Source organism: Pseudomonas sp. JL27(2026) (genome assembly GCF_056933555.1).
The window spans coordinates 3,942,411-3,960,051 of sequence record NZ_CM167794.1; the positions used below are offsets into that span (position 1 = coordinate 3,942,411).

Here is a 17,641-nt window from a genome sequence, read left to right on the forward strand (position 1 = left end):
CTTCGAGCAGTACAGTCGCTTAACTGGAGTGACCGTGTTGGATCACCCCTCGCTCGGCGTTCATTTCACCGTACTGGTCAAACGCGAAGGTTTTCTTCGGCTGGCTAAGCAATTCGGCCTTTTTGTGTTGGTACTCATCGAACGACAGGCCGCGACGGTTCAATGCCTCCAGCGCCAACTCCCGGGACTCTTCGGCGGTGTAGGGGCGCAATTCGGGCGATGGCCGGTTCGCGCAACCGGCCAGCACCGAGGCGACCAACAGCAGCGAAGTGACGAGCAAGTGATTCATGGGCGGCTCCCGCAGTCCTGTACCTGGGCAATGGACACAGGCTACGCGCGCACCTGAAACGACAAAAATCATCGCGCTCGATAGTGGCTATCGACCCCGGCAACAACCGACAACCATTACCGAGCCGGGCCTACCAGAGCGCACTGCAACGCATTGTCAGGACTGCGCTCGATGCTGCGCAGCACCTGGAAGGAACCAAACGTGACACCTTTGGCCTGATAGGCGCGAATCAGCGTCCAAAAGTCCTCCTTGCCGTTCTCGAAATCCTGAAACGCCGCCTCCCCAGCCTCCCGCGTTTGCCATTGCAGATAGTTGAGGACACGTCGGCCATCATCACTGACCTGTACGCTGGCGCTGAGAAAACCGGTGTAGCCTTGGGCCAGGCGCTCGGTCTGCGCGGATAACGCCGACACCAGCCCCTGCTGCTGATGGGGCTCGATCTCGAACTCGATCAATTGGGTGAAGCTGCGATTTTTCTCGTCCGACTGCATGAAAAACTCCCCTCATGTGTAAGTCGCGTCTTGCGATCCGAAGAGGTGCAGGGTAAAACCTCGAGTTAACTTTAGGTCAAGCGATACTTTCCATGATCGATCAAGAGCAGGTCACCAAAGAACTGACCGTCGGCCAACTCGCCCAGCGCAGCGGCGTGGCCGTCACCGCCCTGCACTTCTATGAGTCCAAGGAGTTGATCAAAAGCAACCGTAATCAGGGCAACCAGCGGCGTTACCCGCGCGAAGTCCTGCGGCGGGTGGCGTTGATCAAGGTGGCTCAGCGGCTGGGCATTCCGCTGGCAGAGATCGGCGAGGCGCTCAAGTCGCTGCCGGACCATCGCGCCCCCACCGCCGCAGACTGGAAGCACCTGTCTGCGCAATGGAGTCGGGACCTGGACGAGCGGATCAATCAGTTGACCCGGCTGCGCGACAAACTCAATGGCTGCATTGGTTGTGGGTGTTTGTCGATGGAGGCCTGCCCGTTGCGCAATTATGGCGATGTACTCGGTGAGCAAGGGCCGGGGCCGCAGTTGCTGGAGCCCAATTCAACTCGGTCCTGAGCCTTGACCTGCCGGGGCAGGGCTCACAGCAAACGTGCTGCCCGTCGGCACTTCAAGCGGTTTTGACTCCGTGACCTATAGTGAACCGACCGCCAACCGGCGCAGGATTCGCGTTTTCCCCACCCAAAACAAGGAGCACGGTCATGAGCGTCAAGCCCATCCCCGAGGGTTACCACAGCATCACGCCTTACCTGGGCATCCAGAAAGCCGCCGAGGCCATCGAGTTCTATAAAAAGGCCTTTGGCGCCATTGAAACCATGCGCCTGGCAATGCCCGACGGCAGCATCGGCCACGCCGAGCTGCGGATCGGCGACTGCACCCTCATGCTGGGCACGCCGTGCGATCAAGGCCCGTTGAGCAATCCGGACAAATCACCTGCCGTCGGCCTGCATCTGTATGTGAAGGATGTCGACGCGCAGTATGCCCAGGCGATCAAGGCTGGCGCCACGGTGGTTTCCGAACCCAAGGATCAGTTCTACGGCGACCGCTCGGGCACCTTGAAAGACCCGTACGGTCATGTGTGGTTCCTGGCCAGCCGCAAGGAAGACCTGACCCAGGAGCAGATCGAAAAACGCGCCCGGGAAATGACCCACGAGGGATAAACCGTTGAACGTGAGCGGGCCCGCTGTCCACGGGCTCGCTTCACTCCGCTGATATGCACCCGCTTGCACCCTCCCCAGCCTGTTCTGGCTGCAATGACTTGCCCGCAGAAACATTTACTTTCATATCGCCATTCGGGATTTACGATTCTCATTCGTCTTAATTAGATGCAGCAGGCCGCGTAGGCAAAAGCCACGGCCGGCTTTTTATCGATCACGACGCGGCACTCCCCGTCCTGGCGCTTCACTCCTTGAGTTCAAGACCTTTATCCATGTCGAAGAAATCCCGTTCAAAACTCTGGTTTCTGGTCCACAGCTGGTTGGCATTGCCCATTTGGTTCTTTGTACTGATTGTGTGCGTCACCGGCACACTGGCGGTGGTCAGCCAGGAGATCGTCTGGCTGGTCAACCCCGAAATACGGGCGAGCAAACCGTCGGACGAAGCTCCACTGCTCAGTTATGACCAGGTGGTGGCAGCCATCAAGCAGGCACAACCGCAGCTCATCGTCGAGCAGATCGCACGTCCCGATGAATCGCACTTTGCCCTGGATGTTGGCGTCGCCTATCCCGACGGGCGCTCGGTCACGGTCTACGTCAATCCGTACACCGGGGCGATCCAGGGGATCAGCCCGGCGTTCAACTTCCAGGCGTTCACCCGCGCCCTGCATGGCTGGTGGCTAGTGCCCTTCACTAACGGCTACAGCTGGGGTTGGTACCTGGTGTCGTTCCTCGGTTTGCCGTTGCTCGCCTCCCTGGTCACCGGGCTGGTGGTGTACAAGCGCTTCTGGAAAGGATTTCTCAAGCCGACCCTGCGCTTCAAGCACGGCGCACGCATTTTCTGGGGCGACTTCCATCGCCTGAGCGGCATCTGGTCGATCTGGTTCATCGCGGTGATTTCAGTCACCGGCACCTGGTTTTTGATCGAGGCCACGCTGTCGGATAATCAGATCACCATTTCCACCGCCCCTGTCCTACCGGTGGTTGCCCGCGAAAATGTGCCGGTGAGCGCAGATGCCACCCCGGCGCCGATGATCGGCCTGGACGAAGCGGTGAAGATCGCGACCCAGAAAATTCCCGGTTTCGACGCCAGTTTCGTCAGCCTGCCGAGTAATGCCTACAGCCACTTGGGCATTGGCGGGCGTGGATGGTATCCGTTGATGTACCAGACGGCCGACATCAACCCGTACAACGGCGACATCGCCGCCTCGCGCCTGCTGGCCGATCGTTCGACCCTGGAGTTTGTGACCGAATCCATGCGTCCGCTGCACACCGGCGACTTTGGTGGGTTGTGGATCAAACTGATCTGGTTCTTCTTCGGGTTGCTGCTGAGCATGATGGTACTCAGCGGTCTGCTGATCTGGACCAAACGCACCGCACTGGCCACGGCCAATGCCCTCAAGCGCAGCCAGAAAAAACCACGCACGGTCGCCACCCATACGCCGACAGCGGTGCTGCAGTCTGAAGCCTCGGAGGGTTCGCGATGAGCCAGGCCACCGTCACACCTTCACCGCTGAGCCGCTTTTGGCATAAATGGCGCTTCCACCTGAATATTCTGTTGCTGCTGATTCCGCTGGGTTTCATGCCCAAGTATTTTGCCGACGCCGCATTGTTCCGTGGCGACAGCGGCCTGGGCGAGCGGGAGATCGGCGAGGTTCAGGTCGGCCCCTGGAGCCTGCGCCTCGCCGAGCTGCGCAACGAAGCACCGCGCCGCGACGGCCCGGCCGGCCATATGAAAAGCTTCAACGCCGCGCTGTGCGAGGCCTGCATCGGCCAAGTCAAAGCCACGTACCTGCGCATCGGCAAGCCCCGCAGCCTGCGCGCCGCCGGGGTGATTTTCTTCGGCACGCCGTATCGCATGGGCGCCACCGTGCCGATTCCGGAAAAGACCAAGGACGACGCCGAACTGTGGATCACCATGGAGGGCTGGGACGGCGCCATGCACCAAGCCGCCATCCCCCTGAGCAGCGCATCCCCCGCCACCCTCGCCTGGCTGCATAAACAAGGAGGCAAACCATGACCGTTGCCCACCGCTTTACCCGTGCGCGCCTGAGTCGCGCGCTCGTTGGCCTGGCCTTGTGCGTGGGGTTCAGTGCCCCCGCGCTGGCCCACAACCCGATGTGCGAATGCAAGGCCATCGATGCCGAGCAAATCCGTTGCACCGGTGGCTTCTCCGATGGCAGCGGCGCACCAGGCGTAACCCTGGACGTAATCGGTTACGACGAGACCATTTTGGTGCCGGGCAAGCTCGGCGCCGATTCGACACTGACCTTCAAAAAGCCCGGCGCCGAGTTCTACGTGCTGTTCGACGCAGGCCCAGGTCACGTGGTCGAGATCGACCAAGCGGATATCGAGGCCCCATGAGCACGCCTACCACTCAGGTTGTCCGCCCGGCCGGCGCCGGTCATGAAACCCTCTACGTGCTGCTGTTGTGCCTGGCCATTCTCGCGGTGGCCGGCTCTGTCGTCGCCTGGCGCGGCGAGCCCAAGGACATTACCAGCGTGCCGAGCCATCAACTGGATGCGCGACGGGACCTCAGCGCCGCCGAACAAGGCATCTACGCCGACCTGCGGGTGACACTGGACGAGATTCACCTGCTGCGCGAGGAACAACAGGCCCTGCCTGCCCCGCAAACCCTGGCTGATGAAGGCTTTGCGCCGTTCGCCCAGGACGCCAGTTCCGTCAGCCGCGGTCGTCATGCCTGGCAGTTGCTGACAGCGCCGGCCTACTTCGGCCACAGCCAGGTGCCGAATGTCGCCGGCTCGTTTCTGATGCGCCTGGGCGCGAAAGACGACAGCGCTCCGGACATCTGGCTCAACCGCAGCGCCGCGCTCGCCACACCGACCGACCTGAGCGACGCCGCACTGACTAGCGCCGGTTGGAAACAGGTCATCGCGCAATTCGATGCCGGAGTGACCCGCCAGCATCGGCACTGAACCTTCGTATACCTCTGAGAGAAGACCGCTTGCCCATGCCTATTTCATCTCAACGCCGGCCCTTCCTGCGGCTGCTGCTCATCGGCCTGCTGACCAGCCTCCTCGCGCCAATGGCCAGCGCCGATCAGGCCAAGCGCCTGCGCATCGGTATCACCCTGCACCCGTATTACAGCTATGTGGCGAACATCGTCGGCGACAAGGCCGAGGTGGTGCCGCTGATCCCGGCCGGCTTCAACCCCCACGCCTACGAGCCTCGCGCCGAAGACATCAAGCGCATTGGCGGGCTGGACGTGATCGTGCTCAACGGCGTCGGCCATGACGACTTTGCCGACCGTATGATCGCCGCCAGCGAGACCCCGAATATCAAGGTCATCGAAGCCAACGAGAACGTGCCGCTGCTGGCCGCCACCGGTGTGGCGGCGCGCGGGGCCGGCAAAGTGGTGAACCCGCACACGTTCCTGTCCATCAGCGCCTCCATCGCCCAGGTCAACAACATCGCCCGGGAACTGGGCAAGCTCGACCCGGACAATGCCAAAACCTACACCCAGAACGCCCGCGCCTACGGCAAACGCCTGCGGCAGATGCGTGCCGATGCGCTGGCCAAACTGACCAGCGCGCCGAATGCCGACCTGCGAGTGGCCACCGTCCACGCCGCGTATGACTACCTGCTGCGCGAGTTCGGCCTGGAAGTCACGGCCGTGGTCGAACCGGCTCACGGCATCGAGCCCAGCCCAAGCCAGTTGAAGAAAACCATCGATCAGTTGCGCGAATTGGACGTGAAAGTGATCTTCTCGGAAATGGACTTTCCCTCGACCTACGTCGAAACCATCCAGCGCGAGTCAGGGGTAAAACTCTACCCGCTGTCGCACATTTCCTACGGCGACTACAGCGCCGAGAAGTACGAAAAGGAAATGACCGGCAACCTGAACACCGTAGTCCGGGCCATTCAGGAGGCGGGAGCATGACCGCCCACGAATCCCTGACGGTGAAACCTTGCGGCCCGACGCTGGATTTCGCCGAGGTCAGCCTGACGCTGGGACGCACGACGATACTCGACACGGTGACTTTCCAGGTCCAGCCCGGCAGCGTGCACGCACTGGTCGGCCCCAATGGCGGCGGCAAAAGTTCGCTGATCAAAACCCTGCTCGGGCAAATGCCCCATCAGGGGCGCCTGAGCCTGCAATGGCCGGGCGAGGCCGGGACCATCGGTTACGTGCCGCAGGCCCTGGAGTTCGACCGTGGGTTGCCGATGACTGTCGACGATTTCATGGCCGCCATGTGTCAGCGCCGCCCGGCGTTTCTCGGCCTGAGCCGGCATTACGCCGCGGCGATTGGCGAGGCGCTGGAGCGCGTCGGCATGCAGGACAAACGCAAGCGACGCATGGGCGCGTTGTCCGGTGGTGAGCGCCAGCGCGTGCTACTGGCCCAAGGGCTGATCCCCGCGCCGCAATTGCTGGTGCTCGATGAACCGATGTCGGCCCTCGACGAGGCTGGCATTCAGGTGTTCGAACGGCTGCTGGGCGACTGGCGTACCGCCGGGATCACCGTGCTGTGGATCGAGCACGACCTGGAAGCTGTCGGCCGTCTTGCGGACCGCGTCACCGGCCTCAATCGCCGGGTGCTGTTTGACGCCACACCGAAACAGGCCCTGACCCCGGAGCGCTTGCTGACACTGTTTTCCACTCACCCACGGACCCACGGGAGTGCCGCTTGATGAGTTACGAAGCCTTTCGTTTGATGGTTCAGGGCTGGGCATCCTCCGGCTACCTGCCGGAAGCACTGGCCTACGGCTTTGTGGTCAACGCGCTGCTGGCCGGGTTGTTGATCGGCCCGGTATTGGGTGGCCTCGGCACACTGGTGGTGGTCAAGCGCTTTGCGTTCTTCTCCGAAGCGGTCGGCCACGCCGCCCTGACCGGGGTGGCCATCGGCATTCTGCTCGGCGAACCCTACACCGGCCCTTACGGCAGCCTGTTCGGTTACTGCCTGCTGTTCGGCATCCTGCTCAATTACCTGCGTAACCGCACTGGCCTGGCGCCGGACACCCTGATCGGTGTGTTCCTCTCGGTGTCGCTGGCCCTGGGCGCCAGCCTGCTGTTGATTTTGGCGGGCAAGATCAACGTGCACATCCTCGAAAACGTGCTGTTCGGCTCGGTCCTGACCGTCAACGGTAACGACCTGCTGGTGCTGGCCATCGTCGGATCGCTGGTGATGGGCCTGAGCCTGCCGCTGTACAACCGCATCATGCTGGCCAGTTTCAACCCGCAACTGGCGGCGGTGCGTGGGGTCGCGGTGAAAACCCTCGACTACCTGTTCGTGGTGCTGGTGACGCTGATCACCGTGGCCGCCGTCAAAGTCATCGGCGCGATTCTGGTCGGGGCCTTGCTGGTGATTCCGGCAGCGGCGGCGCGCTTGCTGAGCCAGTCGTTGAAGGGTTTCTTCTGGATCTCGGTATTGATCGCCACGGTCAGCACCCTGTGTGGGATCCTCGCCCCCATCGTCTTCGACTTGCCGATCCCCTCCGGTGCCGCGATCATCCTGGTGGCCGGTATGGCCTTCGCCCTGGCCGCCATCGCGCGCGGCATCGTCCCCAGTCTGAAAGGGAATCTCGGATAAATGTCTCCCTCCTTGCGTCAACTGACCCTCGCCCTCGCGCTGTGTGGCCTCGGCACCCCGGCAGCGTTTGCCACCGATCGCTTCGAACCGATGCGGCTAGTGGCCAATCACGGCGTCGGCAATACCGCGTTGTTTGCCGCCAAGTCGCAGCCGCCGTTGCGCGTCCTGGCCGCGCTGCCAATTACCTACGGCCTGGCCCAGATGCTGCTCGACGGCACGTCGATCACGCTTGAGCGTGCTGCGCCGGCCAACCTGCCCGGCTCTCGCCAGACAGCCTACTTCACCGGTCGCGGCGCCGAGGCGCTGCAAAAGCTCGCCCTCAACGCGGACGCCGTGATCGGCCTGCGCTCGCTGTGGCCGGACGACCCGCTGTACCCGGTGGCCCGTCGCAGCAACATCCGCATCATCGAAGTCGACGCCGCACGCCCGGTGGACGGCGGCCTGCCAGGCATCGCCACCCAACCCGGCAAAGTCGACGGCCTCAACAGCCAGCCGTGGATGGCCAGCAACAACATGGGGCGCATGGCCGACGTGATGGCCGCCGATCTCGCGCGACTGGCCCCTGCGGACAAGCCGAAAATCGACACCAACCTGGCCGCGCTCAAACAACGCCTGCTCAAACTCACCGCCAGCAGCGAGGCGCGCCTGGCCGAGGCCGACAACCTCAGCGTGGTCAGCCTGAGCGATCACTTCGCTTATCTGGTCAGCGGCCTCAACCTGGAGCTGGTGGGCCTCGACGCCCGTGCCGACAACGAATGGACGCCGCAAGCGCTCAAGCAGTTGGGTCAGACCCTCAAAAGCAACGATGTCGCGGTGGTACTGCACCATCGCCAGCCCTCGGAAGCGCTCAAAGCCGTGATAGCCGAGTCGGGCAGCCAGTTGATCGTATTGAGCACCGAAGCTGCCGACCCGGTGGCCGAGCTTGAAGGGAATATTGATCAGGTGCTCAAGGCGTTGGCGGGTGCGTAAGGTCAGTTAATCCGCGTCATCGTTCATCGCGAGCAGGCTCGCTCCCACAGTGGCTATGCGGCGTATCCAAATCCATTGTGGGAGGTAGCCCACTCGCGATGGCAATCTGACAGACAACACAAATTCCAGCCCAAAAAGAAACCCGCTGACCGTTATCGGTTCAGCGGGTTTCTTTTTGGGACGGTGGCTTAGTGAGCCACGGCCGCCTGCTCTTCCATCTTCTGACGCAGGCTCAACGGACGCATGTCCGTCCAGGTTTCTTCGATGTAGGCCAGGCAGTCTTTCTTCAAGCCGCTTTTGCCGACAGCGCGCCAGCCTTGCGGTACGGCTTTGTAGTCGGGCCAGATCGAGTACTGCTCTTCGTGGTTGACCACGACCTGGAAGAGGATGTCCTCGCGGTCGAAAACTGAAGTCATGGTGTCTCTCCGTCGCTATAAGTCAGGCTGCGCTGCACGCACAGCCGTTGTGTAGAAGGAACGTACCGGGGCCTGAAAAAATTAGACGCTGGCGACGGCGGCCGCCAACGCGCGGCCGAAAATCTCGGCGACACGGTCGACCTCGGCGGCGGTAATCACCAGTGGTGGCAGGAAGCGCACCACACAACCGTGACGGCCGCCCAGTTCCAGAATCAACCCGCGCTTGAGGCATTCGCGCTGTACCAGCGGCGCCAGTTTGCCAAAGGCCGGCGGATGCCCCTGCACGTCCGGAATGCCGGCCGGGTCGACCAGTTCGACGCCTAGCATCAGCCCGCGACCGCGAATATCGCCCAACTGCGGGAAGTCACGTTGCAGGATTCGCAGGTGCTCGCCCAGGCGCTCGCCCATGGCGGCGGCATGTTCGGGCACCTTGTGCTCCACCAGGTAACGCATCACGGCGGAACCTGCGGCCATGGCCATCTGGTTGCCACGGAAGGTGCCGGCGTGGGCCCCCGGCAGCCAGCTGTCGAGCCAGTCGCGGTAAACCACCACCGCCAACGGCAGGCTGCCACCGATGGCTTTGGACAACACCACTACGTCCGGGATGATGCCGGCGTGTTCAAAGGCAAACATTTTGCCGGTGCGGCCAAATCCACTCTGGATTTCGTCGACGATCAACGCCACGCCCGCCTTCTCGGTGATGCGACGCAAGCCGCGCAACCAGTCGAGGTCGGCCGGGATCACCCCGCCTTCGCCCTGAACCACCTCGACGATCACCGCCGCTGGCAACTGCACGCCCGCTTCCGGATCGTTGAGCAGGTTTTCCAGATAATGCAGGTTGACCTTCACACCTTCGGCGCCACCCAGCCCAAACGGGCAACGGTAGTCGTACGGGTACGGCATGAACTGCACGCCGCTGCCGAGCAACGCACCCAACGGCTTTTTCGGACCCAGGCTGCCCATCAGGCTCAGCGCGCCCTGGCTCATGCCGTGGTAACCGCCCTGGAACGACAGCACTGTGCTGCGTCCCGTGGCCGTGCGAACCAGTTTCAACGCGGCTTCGACCGCATCGGTGCCCGTCGGGCCGCAGAACTGGATTTTTGCTTCGCAGGCCATGGCTGGCGGCAGCAAACCGAACAGGTCCTGGACGAACTTATCCTTGACCGGCGTAGTCAGGTCGAGGGTGTGCAGCGGCAGCTCATCAATAAGCACCTGCTGAATCGCCTCGATCACCACCGGATGGTTATGCCCCAGGGCCAGCGTGCCGGCACCGGCCAGGCAGTCAATGAAACTGCGACCTTCGACATCCTCGACGTAAATCCCGCGTGCACGCTTGAGTGCCAGGGGAATGCGTCGCGGATAGCTGCGGGCGTTGGATTCCTGGCGGCTCTGGCGGGCCAGCAGCGGCGATTCGTTGAACTGATAAAGTGTTTCCGCAGGTGCGGGGCTGCCCCGAACTGCCTGATCTTCGACAAGACTGCTAGCAACTGACATCTCTCGACCCCTCAATACGCTGAAGATATTGACCAACACTGCACACCGGGCAGATGCGCATTCCGGTCACGGCGCGCACATGCAGGTTTTCCTGTTCTGGAAACGCACCAGCGGGGCAAGGATTTACACCCTGGCGCGGCTTTCTAAGGGGCAAGGCTCAACGATTTGTTCATGGGGATTGCCGTAAGCCCGGCCACGCTGAAGGTTTCAGCGCATCGCAGATAACCCAGGCGCTGGAAAAAATCTTCGCTGGTCCCGGTGCTGTTGAGTCGTGAATGGTTCAAGCCCTGGCCTTTCAACCAGGCTTCAAGGTCGCGAACCAGTGCCTGCCCGGCACCGCGACGAAACCATTCTGGCTGGACGTAGCAAAAGGCAATCTTGCCCGAAGTCGCCGCCATGGCAACGCCCACGGGTTTGTCGTGCAGTAACGCCAGGTTCAGGTAGAAGCGTGAATCCGACAGCCAGGGCTGTACACGATCAACGGTTTTGTTGTGAGTCCAGGCGGTCACGACTGTCAGATTATTGCGGTGTTCGGCCGCACAACCGAGCCTGATCGAACGCTCGACGATCCGGCTGATGATCCCGGCGTCCGCTGGCCCGGCCTTGCAGGTGTGTATCGATGAGTCCATTGCGCTATCACCTCAATCCATTGAGTCAGCCCGCACGGACAATAGCCTTCCGCGGGCGGAGATAGCCAATGCACAGACGTTACATTTGGTGTGCAACACGCAGCGGTGCGCCGGTTTAAACCGGCTGCAACGGCATGCTCAACTCAACTCGCAAGCCATCGGCCCGACTGTCGAAATACAGTGCGCAGCCGCAACGCTGAACAATCGCCTGCACAATCGCCAGGCCCAAACCACAACCGGTGCTGGAGCCATTGCGCCAGAAACGCTGGGTCAGGTGTTGCAGGTCACTTTCAGGAATGCCCGGCCCGTGGTCGCGAACCTCGAAACGCACCCGATTGCCGACGGTTTCCAGCGTCAACTCGACCGCCGCATCCGCTGGTGTATGGCGCAAGGCGTTGTCCAGCAGGTTGCGCAACGCGGCAATCGACAACACGGCAGGCATCTGCACTGGCGCCTGGGAAAAATTCGCCGGCAGGTACAACTTGATTCGCTGGCGGTCGCCACTGGCGGCATCCTGAATCGCCAGCCGCGCCACTTGCTCGGCACTGCATTGCACGCCGTCGTCGAACGACAGGCTGCCCTCGACCCGCGCCAGCAACAGCAATTGCTCCAGCGTGCGGTGCATGCGGTCGGCGCCCTCCTCGGCCCGCGCCAGCGATTGATCACGTGCCGCGCCTTCGGTCATGCGGGCCACTTGCAAGTGGGTCTTGATCGCCGTCAACGGGCTGCGCAGCTCATGGGCAGCGTCACCGGTCAGACGCCGTTCGCGCTCGATAGTCCGGCCAATTCGCTGGAACAGTTGATTCTGGGTTTCCAGCAATGGTTTCAACTCACTCGGCAGCGGCTGGATCTGCAGCGGCTCAAGGGAGTCGGCGCTGCGGCGCATCAGGGCGTCACGCATGCGATTGAGCGGCGCCAGCCCTTGGCCGATACCCAGCCACAACAGCCACAGGCAACCAAGCAGCGCCACCCCCACCGGCACCGAGGCGGCCAGTAACACCGACATGTTCAAGGCCTCACGCTCCACTTGCCGGTCAGCGGTGGTAATGCGCAGATCCCCACGCGCCAGGGTGAAACTGCGCCAGCGCGCGCCGTCGATCATCTGGTCGTGGAAGCCCATTTTTTCGGCTTCCAGGGTTTGTTCGGGCGTGCTGTGGCTGCGCGCCAGAATCTCGCCACGCAAGGAACTGACCTGACAGGCCATGCCCCCTGGGATATTCAGTTGTTCGGCACTGAAATGCGTGCCCTCGCCCTTGCTCGGCAGCGCCGGCAATTGCTCCAGCAACCCGGCGACCATCCGTGCCGATGCCACCAGCCGCTGGTCGAGGGAAAACATCATCTGGTTGCGCAAGTCGCTGAGCATCCAGGCCGCCGCCAGCGCCCAGATCAGCGCAAACGCGGCGCCCAGCGTCAGGCTCAGGCGCAAACGCAAACTCATCACTTGGAGTGTTCTCCATCGTCAGCCGGACCGAGACGGTAACCCAGGCCGCGCACCGTTTCGACAATGCCGTTGCCGAGTTTACGGCGCAGGTGATGGATGTGGACGTTGAGGGCGTTGCTCTCCAGTTCATCGTTGAAACCGTAGACACTGTCCTTCAGTTGTTCGGTCGACAACACCCGGCCACGGTTATGCAACAACGCCTGCAACAGCGATTGCTCACGCCGCGACAGATCGACCGGCTGGCCACCGAGTAAAGTTTCCCGGCTGCTGGGGTCGTAAGTCAGCGCGCCGTGCTCGATCAGGTTCACGCTGCGCCCCGCAACCCGCCGCAGAAGAGTATGCAGACGCGCCGCCAGTTCGCGCAGGTCGAAGGGCTTGAGCAGGTAATCGTCGGCGCCGGATTGCAGGCCGTCGACCCGGTCAGTCACCGAGTCCCGCGCCGTGAGGATCAGCACCGGAATCTCCAGGCCATGATGGCGCAACTGCTGAAGCAGCTTCAGACCGTCCTCGTCGGGCAACCCCAGGTCGAGCACCATCACATCGAACTCGGCAACCTTGAGCATCGCCCGTGCAGCCGACGCCGTGGCGACATGCTCCACCGTCAGGCCCTGGGCCGTGAGACCGGCGACAATACCGCTGGCGATCAGCTCATCGTCTTCACAAACCAGTACGTGCATGGGGGGACCTTCGCAAAAATGTGAATTAAACCGATCCCTGATTAACACAGGATTATTCCCTGCGCGAGTATTTGTGCCCGTGTACATATGCACCGCACAGCGCTCCGCGCTCCTCCCTACTCTGTGTTTGCACCATCAATTTATCCACTCACACAGATCTTGACCACTCAGCACGCTGAAGACGAGCTGACCACCTTGGTCAGAACACACACCTGACTCTCGGACAACACCCATTAAGCCAAAAGGAATTAGCTAATGCCTGCAATGAACAATTTTGTCGCTGTCGACTGGCGCTCAAAAAAAGACCGCTTTTACTTCTTTTTCAAAGACTCCAACAGATTTTCCCGCTTCAACATCAGTGACAATGACGTTCCCACGGGATATCCGACCGCTGTAACCAATAGCAACTGGAAAGGCTTTCACGAGCATGCAAAAAACCTGCGCTTTGGGTTCACCACCACGGGCATGGGTACAGATGGAAATTCTGACTTTGAACTGGATGTTCTTTGGCTGTTCTATGACAAGGACGGCACACCCTCTGTTTGCGCGTACGACCAAGATAATGACAAGCCGATTTCATACACCTCCGTTGAGAGTTCGATATGGAAATCAATAGCGCCATACTACGACCGCATCGTCGCGGGAACATGGCGGGAAGACTTGGCCGACAGGCGATTCAGCTTTATTTTAAATGATGGAAAATTACTTGACTTGCAGTGGAAAACAATACCTGTCGAGTCAGGCCAGCAAAGTGTAAGAACATATACCGGAGAGACAAAAATACGGATCGACCCCATTACAGAGACTACTTGGCCGGGCATGACGCCTTACAAAAACCGAATCATCACAGCCGTACAAAACGATCGAGTTTTGAATGATAACTACTGGTACATTTTTCTCACCGATAACGAATACATCACCTACAATCTCCCGGAAAAACGGATCGAATACGGCCCATTAAAAATCAACAACACCACTTGGCCTGGATTGTTGCGCGACTAAGCCTTCGTGGGTGTCCGCCTCTGAAGAGCCGGATCCAAAACGCTCAATCGTATAGCCAGGCGGTGGTTAATCATCGGTTAATCGCCGCCCGCCATTGTGCACCTCACTTGCACCGGGATAAGGCTCCCCCCATGCGTCGACTGTTTCTGCTGTTTGTATTTTTCATCGCCAGCGCGGCCCAGGCGGGGTCCAATCCGTTCGAATCCAAACCCGAGTTTCTGCCGGTCGGCAAAGCGTTCGTGTTGACGTCCGAACGCCTGGCGTCAGGTGAACACCAGCTCTTCTGGCAGATTGCCGACGGTTATTACCTGTACCAGCAACGGCTGAAATTCGACGGTCTGAGCCAGCCCCACACTCCGCCGCTGCCTGACGGCGAAGCCCACAGTGACGAGTTTTTCGGTGAGCAACAGGTCTATCGTCAGGGCCTGGAACTGAAGATTCCGGCCGGTGCCAACGGTCAGATCAAGGTGGGCTTCCAGGGCTGCGCCGACGCCGGTTTATGTTACCCGCCGCAAACCCAGGTCATCGATCTGGGAGGTATAACGACAGCGTCCAGTGCTGATGAAGCACCCGATCAGGCATTGGCCAGCGGCTTGCAACAACGGGCGCTGGGCTGGAGCCTGCTGGTGTTCTTTGGCCTGGGGCTGTTGCTGGCCTTTGCTCCCTGCTCCTTGCCCATGTTGCCGATTCTCGGCGGCTTGATCGTCGGCAGCGGCGCCAGCCCAAGGCGTGGCTTTGCCTTGGCCGGCAGCTATGTGGTGAGCATGGCGCTGGTGTATGCGGCGCTGGGTGTGCTGGCCGCGCTGCTCGGGGCCAACCTGGCGGCGTTGCTGCAAAACGCCTGGCTGCTCGGCAGTTTCGCCCTGGTGTTTGTGCTGTTGTCGTTGCCGATGTTCGGTTTCTTCGAAATGCAATTGCCGGTTGCGCTACGTGATCGGCTGGAAAACGTCAGCCGCCAGCAGCGCGGTGGCAGCCTGCTGGGGGCCGGCGCACTCGGGGCCTTGTCCGGGTTGCTGGTCGGCCCGTGCATGACCGCCCCGCTGGCCGGTGCCTTGCTCTACATCGCCCAAAGCGGCAATGCGCTGCATGGCGGCTTGATCCTGTTCGCCATGGGCATCGGCATCGGCTTGCCCTTGTTGTTGCTGGTGACGGTCGGTAACCGCTTCCTGCCCAAGCCGGGAACGTGGATGAACCTGCTCAAGGGCGTGTTCGGCTTCCTCTTCCTCGGCACGGCACTGGTGATGGTGCGGCCGGTGCTCGACGAGTCGTTGTGGGTCGGTTTGTGGGGCGCGCTGTTGCTGATCATCGCCTACAGCGCCTGGCGCCAGACCGCCGGTTTCGGCCGCGCGGCCCATCTGTTCGGCGCCACGGCGTTGCTATCCGGACTGTGGGGCAGCCTGTTGGTCATCGGCGCAGCGGGGGGCAGCGATGACCTGTTCAAACCGTTGCAGGTGTACCGCGCAACCGGTTCGGTGAATGCCGCCGCCCCGACCGCGCACGATGCCTTTATCACCGTCAAGGACCCGGCCGCGCTGCAACGTGAACTCGACGCCGCCCGCGCCCAGGGCCAGTGGGTGCTGCTGGACTACTACGCCGACTGGTGCGTGTCGTGCAAGATCATGGAGAAACAGGTGTTCGGCAACGCTCAGGTTTTGGCGGCATTAAGCGATGTGCGCTTGCTGCGCCTGGACGTCACCGCCGACAATGCCGCCAGCCGTGAGCTGCTCGGGCGCTATCAAGTGCCGGGGCCACCGAGTCTGTTGTGGATTGGTACCGACGGCATCGAGCGCCGCAGTCAACGCATCACCGGCGAGGTGGATGCCAAGACTTTCCTCCAACGCTGGACCGTCACCCGGGATGCCCGTTAATGCTGACCTTTACCCTCGGCACCTTTGCCATCGCGTTGAATCACTTGCTGCTGATCAGTGCGCTGGCGTTGGCGACGTTTGTCGGCTGGCGGGTTGCCAAGCGCGGTGGCGAGAATCCTGAATCGGTGCTGTTCGGCCTGTTCCTGCTGGGCATGCTCGCTGCGCGGATCGGGTTTGTGTTCGCCTACTGGACCCACTACCGCGATGATCCGTGGCAAATCATCGACCTGCGCGACGGCGGTTTCCTGCCTTGGGCGGGGGTCATCGTATTGCTGCTCGGTACCGTGCTCTGGGGCTGGCGCCGCCCGGCGGTGCGCAAGCCGCTGGGGTTCGGGGTCGCCAGCGGCCTGCTGTTCTGGCTGCTGGCCAGCCTGTCGCTGAGTGTCTACGAAAAAGGCACGCGCCTGCCGGAGATTGCCCTGCGCAATGCGGCCGGTGAAACCGTGCAACTGGCCGACTATCAGGGCGGGCCGTTGGTCATCAACCTGTGGGCCACCTGGTGTCCGCCGTGCCGACGGGAAATGCCGGTGCTGGAAAACGCCCAGCAAGAACGCCCGGACCTGACCTTCCTGTTCGTCAACCAGGCCGAAAGCATGCAAAGCGTCAGCACGTTCCTCGCCACCCAGGGCCTGAGCCTTTCCAACGTACTGTTCGATGGCGGCGGCCGATTGGGTCAGGCTGTTGGCTCCATGGCATTACCGACTACGCTGTTCTACAGCGCCGAGGGTCGTCTGCTCGGCAGCCACTTGGGCGAGTTGTCGGAAGCCAGCCTGGCCCGCGCCCTGGAAAACTTTGACACCCCGACCTCGGCCACGCAGGCCGCCCCTTCAAGGAAACAGCCATGCCCTTCATCCGCCACCTGCTGAGCCTTGCGCTCGGCGCTGCACTGCTGCAAATCCCCATGGTGCAGGCCGAAGAACTGCCGGCCGCCATCCGTAAAATCGAAGCCAAGGGCGCAAAAATCATCGGCCGCTTCGATGCCCCGGATGGCCTGCGCGGTTATGCGGCGCAGTACCAGAACCGAGGCATGGCCCTGTACCTGACACCCGACGGCAAGCACGTGCTGCTCGGTAACCTGTACGACGCCGACGGCAAGGACCTGAGCGCCGAGCCGCTGCAAAAACTGGTGTACGCACCGATGGCCAAGGAAGTCTGGTCGAAGATGGAAGCGAGCAACTGGATCGCAGACGGCAACAAGGATGCGCCACGGGTGGTGTACCTGTTCAGCGACCCGAACTGCCCTTACTGCAACATGTTCTGGGAACAAGCGCGGCCATGGGTCAAGGCTGGCAAAGTGCAGTTGCGGCACATCATGGTCGGCATCATCCGGGAAGACAGCCCCGGTAAATCAGCCGCCCTGCTGGCCAGCAAAGACCCGCAAAAAGCCCTTCAGGAACACGAACAGGCCGGCAAGGGTAGCTCGCTCAAGCCCCTGAAAACCATTCCCGCCGACGTCCAGGCCAAGCTCAACGCCAACAGGAAGTTGATGGAAGAGCTCGAGCTGTCCGCCACCCCGGCGATCTTCTACATGGACGACAAAGGCGAACTGCAACAGCAGCAAGGTGCGCCGTCGCCCCAAGCCCTGGCGAAGATTCTCGGGCCGATCTGACCCTCAGCCCGATGCTCCCGTGCGGGTGCGCGGGAGTGTTGGAGTGTTGGA

Annotated in this window: 21 protein-coding genes; 14 read left to right on the forward strand and 7 right to left on the reverse strand. The window is 61.7% G+C overall.

Features of this window, described 5'->3' with window-relative positions; genetic code table 11:
* Positions 1-19: 19 nt before the first annotated feature.
* Together AC1Z1G_RS17915 and AC1Z1G_RS17920 are read right to left on the reverse strand one after the other, a co-directional pair.
* On the reverse strand, positions 20-289 hold the full coding sequence (locus AC1Z1G_RS17915; protein ID WP_483621414.1) for a hypothetical protein: 270 nt from the start codon (positions 287-289) through the stop codon (positions 20-22).
* Positions 290-405: 116 nt separating this feature from the next.
* Positions 406-780 (reverse strand): antibiotic biosynthesis monooxygenase, encoded by a 375-nt coding sequence (locus AC1Z1G_RS17920; protein ID WP_483621416.1) that lies wholly within the window; start codon positions 778-780, stop codon positions 406-408.
* A 92-nt stretch (positions 781-872) separates the two neighbouring features.
* On the opposite strand from AC1Z1G_RS17920, the gene soxR reads away from it, so the two are divergent.
* The 10 genes from soxR to AC1Z1G_RS17970 all read left to right on the forward strand — a co-directional run bounded on the left by soxR (position 873) and on the right by AC1Z1G_RS17970 (position 8,454).
* Complete coding sequence (soxR, locus tag AC1Z1G_RS17925) at positions 873-1,340, forward strand: redox-sensitive transcriptional activator SoxR (protein WP_483621418.1); 468 nt, start codon at positions 873-875, stop codon at positions 1,338-1,340.
* Positions 1,341-1,483: 143 nt separating this feature from the next.
* Positions 1,484-1,942, forward strand: a complete 459-nt coding sequence (locus AC1Z1G_RS17930) for a VOC family protein (protein WP_483621420.1) — start codon at positions 1,484-1,486, stop codon at positions 1,940-1,942.
* A gap of 269 nt (positions 1,943-2,211) precedes the next feature.
* Positions 2,212-3,423 carry a PepSY-associated TM helix domain-containing protein gene (locus AC1Z1G_RS17935; protein WP_483621422.1) on the forward strand — a complete coding sequence of 404 codons (1,212 nt, stop codon included), beginning with the start codon at positions 2,212-2,214 and terminating at the stop codon, positions 3,421-3,423.
* Positions 3,420-3,956 carry a thiamine pyrophosphate-binding protein gene (locus AC1Z1G_RS17940; protein ID WP_483621424.1) on the forward strand — a complete coding sequence of 179 codons (537 nt, stop codon included), beginning with the start codon at positions 3,420-3,422 and terminating at the stop codon, positions 3,954-3,956. Before AC1Z1G_RS17935 ends, AC1Z1G_RS17940 begins: the two co-directional genes overlap by 4 nt.
* A complete protein-coding gene (locus AC1Z1G_RS17945) occupies positions 3,953-4,300 on the forward strand; it encodes a hypothetical protein (protein ID WP_483621426.1) in 348 nt (115 codons plus the stop codon). The genes AC1Z1G_RS17940 and AC1Z1G_RS17945 overlap by 4 nt, the downstream gene beginning before the upstream one ends.
* Positions 4,297-4,872, forward strand: a complete 576-nt coding sequence (locus AC1Z1G_RS17950) for a DUF6162 family protein (RefSeq protein WP_483621428.1) — start codon at positions 4,297-4,299, stop codon at positions 4,870-4,872. Before AC1Z1G_RS17945 ends, AC1Z1G_RS17950 begins: the two co-directional genes overlap by 4 nt.
* A gap of 35 nt (positions 4,873-4,907) precedes the next feature.
* Positions 4,908-5,837, forward strand: coding sequence for a metal ABC transporter substrate-binding protein (locus AC1Z1G_RS17955; RefSeq protein WP_483621430.1), 930 nt, complete (start codon positions 4,908-4,910; stop codon positions 5,835-5,837).
* Entirely contained in the window at positions 5,834-6,586 is a 753-nt protein-coding gene (locus AC1Z1G_RS17960) for a metal ABC transporter ATP-binding protein (protein WP_483621431.1), read from the forward strand. Before AC1Z1G_RS17955 ends, AC1Z1G_RS17960 begins: the two co-directional genes overlap by 4 nt.
* Positions 6,586-7,485, forward strand: a complete 900-nt coding sequence (locus tag AC1Z1G_RS17965) for a metal ABC transporter permease (protein WP_483621433.1) — start codon at positions 6,586-6,588, stop codon at positions 7,483-7,485. Before AC1Z1G_RS17960 ends, AC1Z1G_RS17965 begins: the two co-directional genes overlap by 1 nt.
* Complete coding sequence (locus AC1Z1G_RS17970) at positions 7,486-8,454, forward strand: metal ABC transporter solute-binding protein, Zn/Mn family (protein ID WP_483621435.1); 969 nt, start codon at positions 7,486-7,488, stop codon at positions 8,452-8,454.
* Positions 8,455-8,642: 188 nt separating this feature from the next.
* On the opposite strand, the gene AC1Z1G_RS17975 is transcribed toward AC1Z1G_RS17970, so the two are convergent.
* From AC1Z1G_RS17975 to AC1Z1G_RS17995, 5 genes are all read right to left on the reverse strand, one after another.
* Complete coding sequence (locus AC1Z1G_RS17975; protein WP_483621437.1) at positions 8,643-8,870, reverse strand: MbtH family protein; 228 nt, start codon at positions 8,868-8,870, stop codon at positions 8,643-8,645.
* Positions 8,871-8,951: 81 nt separating this feature from the next.
* Positions 8,952-10,364 (reverse strand): diaminobutyrate--2-oxoglutarate transaminase, encoded by a 1,413-nt coding sequence (locus AC1Z1G_RS17980; RefSeq protein WP_483621439.1) that lies wholly within the window; start codon positions 10,362-10,364, stop codon positions 8,952-8,954.
* Positions 10,365-10,507: 143 nt separating this feature from the next.
* Positions 10,508-10,993: a GNAT family N-acetyltransferase gene (locus AC1Z1G_RS17985; RefSeq protein WP_483621440.1), complete on the reverse strand. Its 486-nt coding sequence runs from the start codon at positions 10,991-10,993 to the stop codon at positions 10,508-10,510.
* A 115-nt stretch (positions 10,994-11,108) separates the two neighbouring features.
* On the reverse strand, positions 11,109-12,434 hold the full coding sequence (locus AC1Z1G_RS17990) for an ATP-binding protein (RefSeq protein WP_483621442.1): 1,326 nt from the start codon (positions 12,432-12,434) through the stop codon (positions 11,109-11,111).
* Positions 12,431-13,111 (reverse strand): response regulator, encoded by a 681-nt coding sequence (locus AC1Z1G_RS17995; RefSeq protein WP_347901232.1) that lies wholly within the window; start codon positions 13,109-13,111, stop codon positions 12,431-12,433. Before AC1Z1G_RS17995 ends, AC1Z1G_RS17990 begins: the two co-directional genes overlap by 4 nt.
* Before the next feature lie 255 nt (positions 13,112-13,366).
* Here AC1Z1G_RS17995 and AC1Z1G_RS18000 point away from each other — a divergent pair, with 255 nt between their 5' ends.
* The 4 genes from AC1Z1G_RS18000 to dsbG all read left to right on the forward strand — a co-directional run bounded on the left by AC1Z1G_RS18000 (position 13,367) and on the right by dsbG (position 17,590).
* A complete protein-coding gene (locus tag AC1Z1G_RS18000; RefSeq protein WP_483621443.1) occupies positions 13,367-14,113 on the forward strand; it encodes a hypothetical protein in 747 nt (248 codons plus the stop codon).
* A 131-nt stretch (positions 14,114-14,244) separates the two neighbouring features.
* On the forward strand, positions 14,245-15,981 hold the full coding sequence (gene dsbD / locus AC1Z1G_RS18005; protein WP_483621445.1) for a protein-disulfide reductase DsbD: 1,737 nt from the start codon (positions 14,245-14,247) through the stop codon (positions 15,979-15,981).
* Entirely contained in the window at positions 15,981-16,847 is an 867-nt protein-coding gene (locus AC1Z1G_RS18010) for a TlpA family protein disulfide reductase (protein ID WP_483621446.1), read from the forward strand. Before dsbD ends, AC1Z1G_RS18010 begins: the two co-directional genes overlap by 1 nt.
* On the forward strand, positions 16,823-17,590 hold the full coding sequence (gene dsbG / locus AC1Z1G_RS18015) for a thiol:disulfide interchange protein DsbG (RefSeq protein WP_483621448.1): 768 nt from the start codon (positions 16,823-16,825) through the stop codon (positions 17,588-17,590). Before AC1Z1G_RS18010 ends, dsbG begins: the two co-directional genes overlap by 25 nt.
* The last annotated feature ends 51 nt before the right edge of the window (positions 17,591-17,641 follow it).

What these genes read in the sequence shown, in the direction of transcription:
- AC1Z1G_RS17955 (WP_483621430.1), top strand. Translation starts at nt 4,908, where the DNA reads ATGCCTATTTCATCTCAACGCCGGCCCTTCCTGCGGCTGCTGCTCATC.
- AC1Z1G_RS17915 (WP_483621414.1), bottom strand. Translation starts at nt 289, where the DNA reads ATGAATCACTTGCTCGTCACTTCGCTGCTGTTGGTCGCCTCGGTGCTG.
- dsbD (WP_483621445.1), top strand. Translation starts at nt 14,245, where the DNA reads ATGCGTCGACTGTTTCTGCTGTTTGTATTTTTCATCGCCAGCGCGGCC.
- AC1Z1G_RS18010 (WP_483621446.1), top strand. Translation starts at nt 15,981, where the DNA reads ATGCTGACCTTTACCCTCGGCACCTTTGCCATCGCGTTGAATCACTTG.
- soxR (WP_483621418.1), top strand. Translation starts at nt 873, where the DNA reads ATGATCGATCAAGAGCAGGTCACCAAAGAACTGACCGTCGGCCAACTC.
- AC1Z1G_RS17945 (WP_483621426.1), top strand. Translation starts at nt 3,953, where the DNA reads ATGACCGTTGCCCACCGCTTTACCCGTGCGCGCCTGAGTCGCGCGCTC.
- AC1Z1G_RS17970 (WP_483621435.1), top strand. Translation starts at nt 7,486, where the DNA reads ATGTCTCCCTCCTTGCGTCAACTGACCCTCGCCCTCGCGCTGTGTGGC.
- AC1Z1G_RS17985 (WP_483621440.1), bottom strand. Translation starts at nt 10,993, where the DNA reads ATGGACTCATCGATACACACCTGCAAGGCCGGGCCAGCGGACGCCGGG.
- AC1Z1G_RS17995 (WP_347901232.1), bottom strand. Translation starts at nt 13,111, where the DNA reads ATGCACGTACTGGTTTGTGAAGACGATGAGCTGATCGCCAGCGGTATT.
- AC1Z1G_RS17965 (WP_483621433.1), top strand. Translation starts at nt 6,586, where the DNA reads ATGAGTTACGAAGCCTTTCGTTTGATGGTTCAGGGCTGGGCATCCTCC.
- AC1Z1G_RS17980 (WP_483621439.1), bottom strand. Translation starts at nt 10,364, where the DNA reads ATGTCAGTTGCTAGCAGTCTTGTCGAAGATCAGGCAGTTCGGGGCAGC.
- AC1Z1G_RS17975 (WP_483621437.1), bottom strand. Translation starts at nt 8,870, where the DNA reads ATGACTTCAGTTTTCGACCGCGAGGACATCCTCTTCCAGGTCGTGGTC.
- AC1Z1G_RS17960 (WP_483621431.1), top strand. Translation starts at nt 5,834, where the DNA reads ATGACCGCCCACGAATCCCTGACGGTGAAACCTTGCGGCCCGACGCTG.
- dsbG (WP_483621448.1), top strand. Translation starts at nt 16,823, where the DNA reads ATGCCCTTCATCCGCCACCTGCTGAGCCTTGCGCTCGGCGCTGCACTG.
- AC1Z1G_RS18000 (WP_483621443.1), top strand. Translation starts at nt 13,367, where the DNA reads ATGCCTGCAATGAACAATTTTGTCGCTGTCGACTGGCGCTCAAAAAAA.
- AC1Z1G_RS17930 (WP_483621420.1), top strand. Translation starts at nt 1,484, where the DNA reads ATGAGCGTCAAGCCCATCCCCGAGGGTTACCACAGCATCACGCCTTAC.
- AC1Z1G_RS17935 (WP_483621422.1), top strand. Translation starts at nt 2,212, where the DNA reads ATGTCGAAGAAATCCCGTTCAAAACTCTGGTTTCTGGTCCACAGCTGG.
- AC1Z1G_RS17940 (WP_483621424.1), top strand. Translation starts at nt 3,420, where the DNA reads ATGAGCCAGGCCACCGTCACACCTTCACCGCTGAGCCGCTTTTGGCAT.
- AC1Z1G_RS17920 (WP_483621416.1), bottom strand. Translation starts at nt 780, where the DNA reads ATGCAGTCGGACGAGAAAAATCGCAGCTTCACCCAATTGATCGAGTTC.
- AC1Z1G_RS17950 (WP_483621428.1), top strand. Translation starts at nt 4,297, where the DNA reads ATGAGCACGCCTACCACTCAGGTTGTCCGCCCGGCCGGCGCCGGTCAT.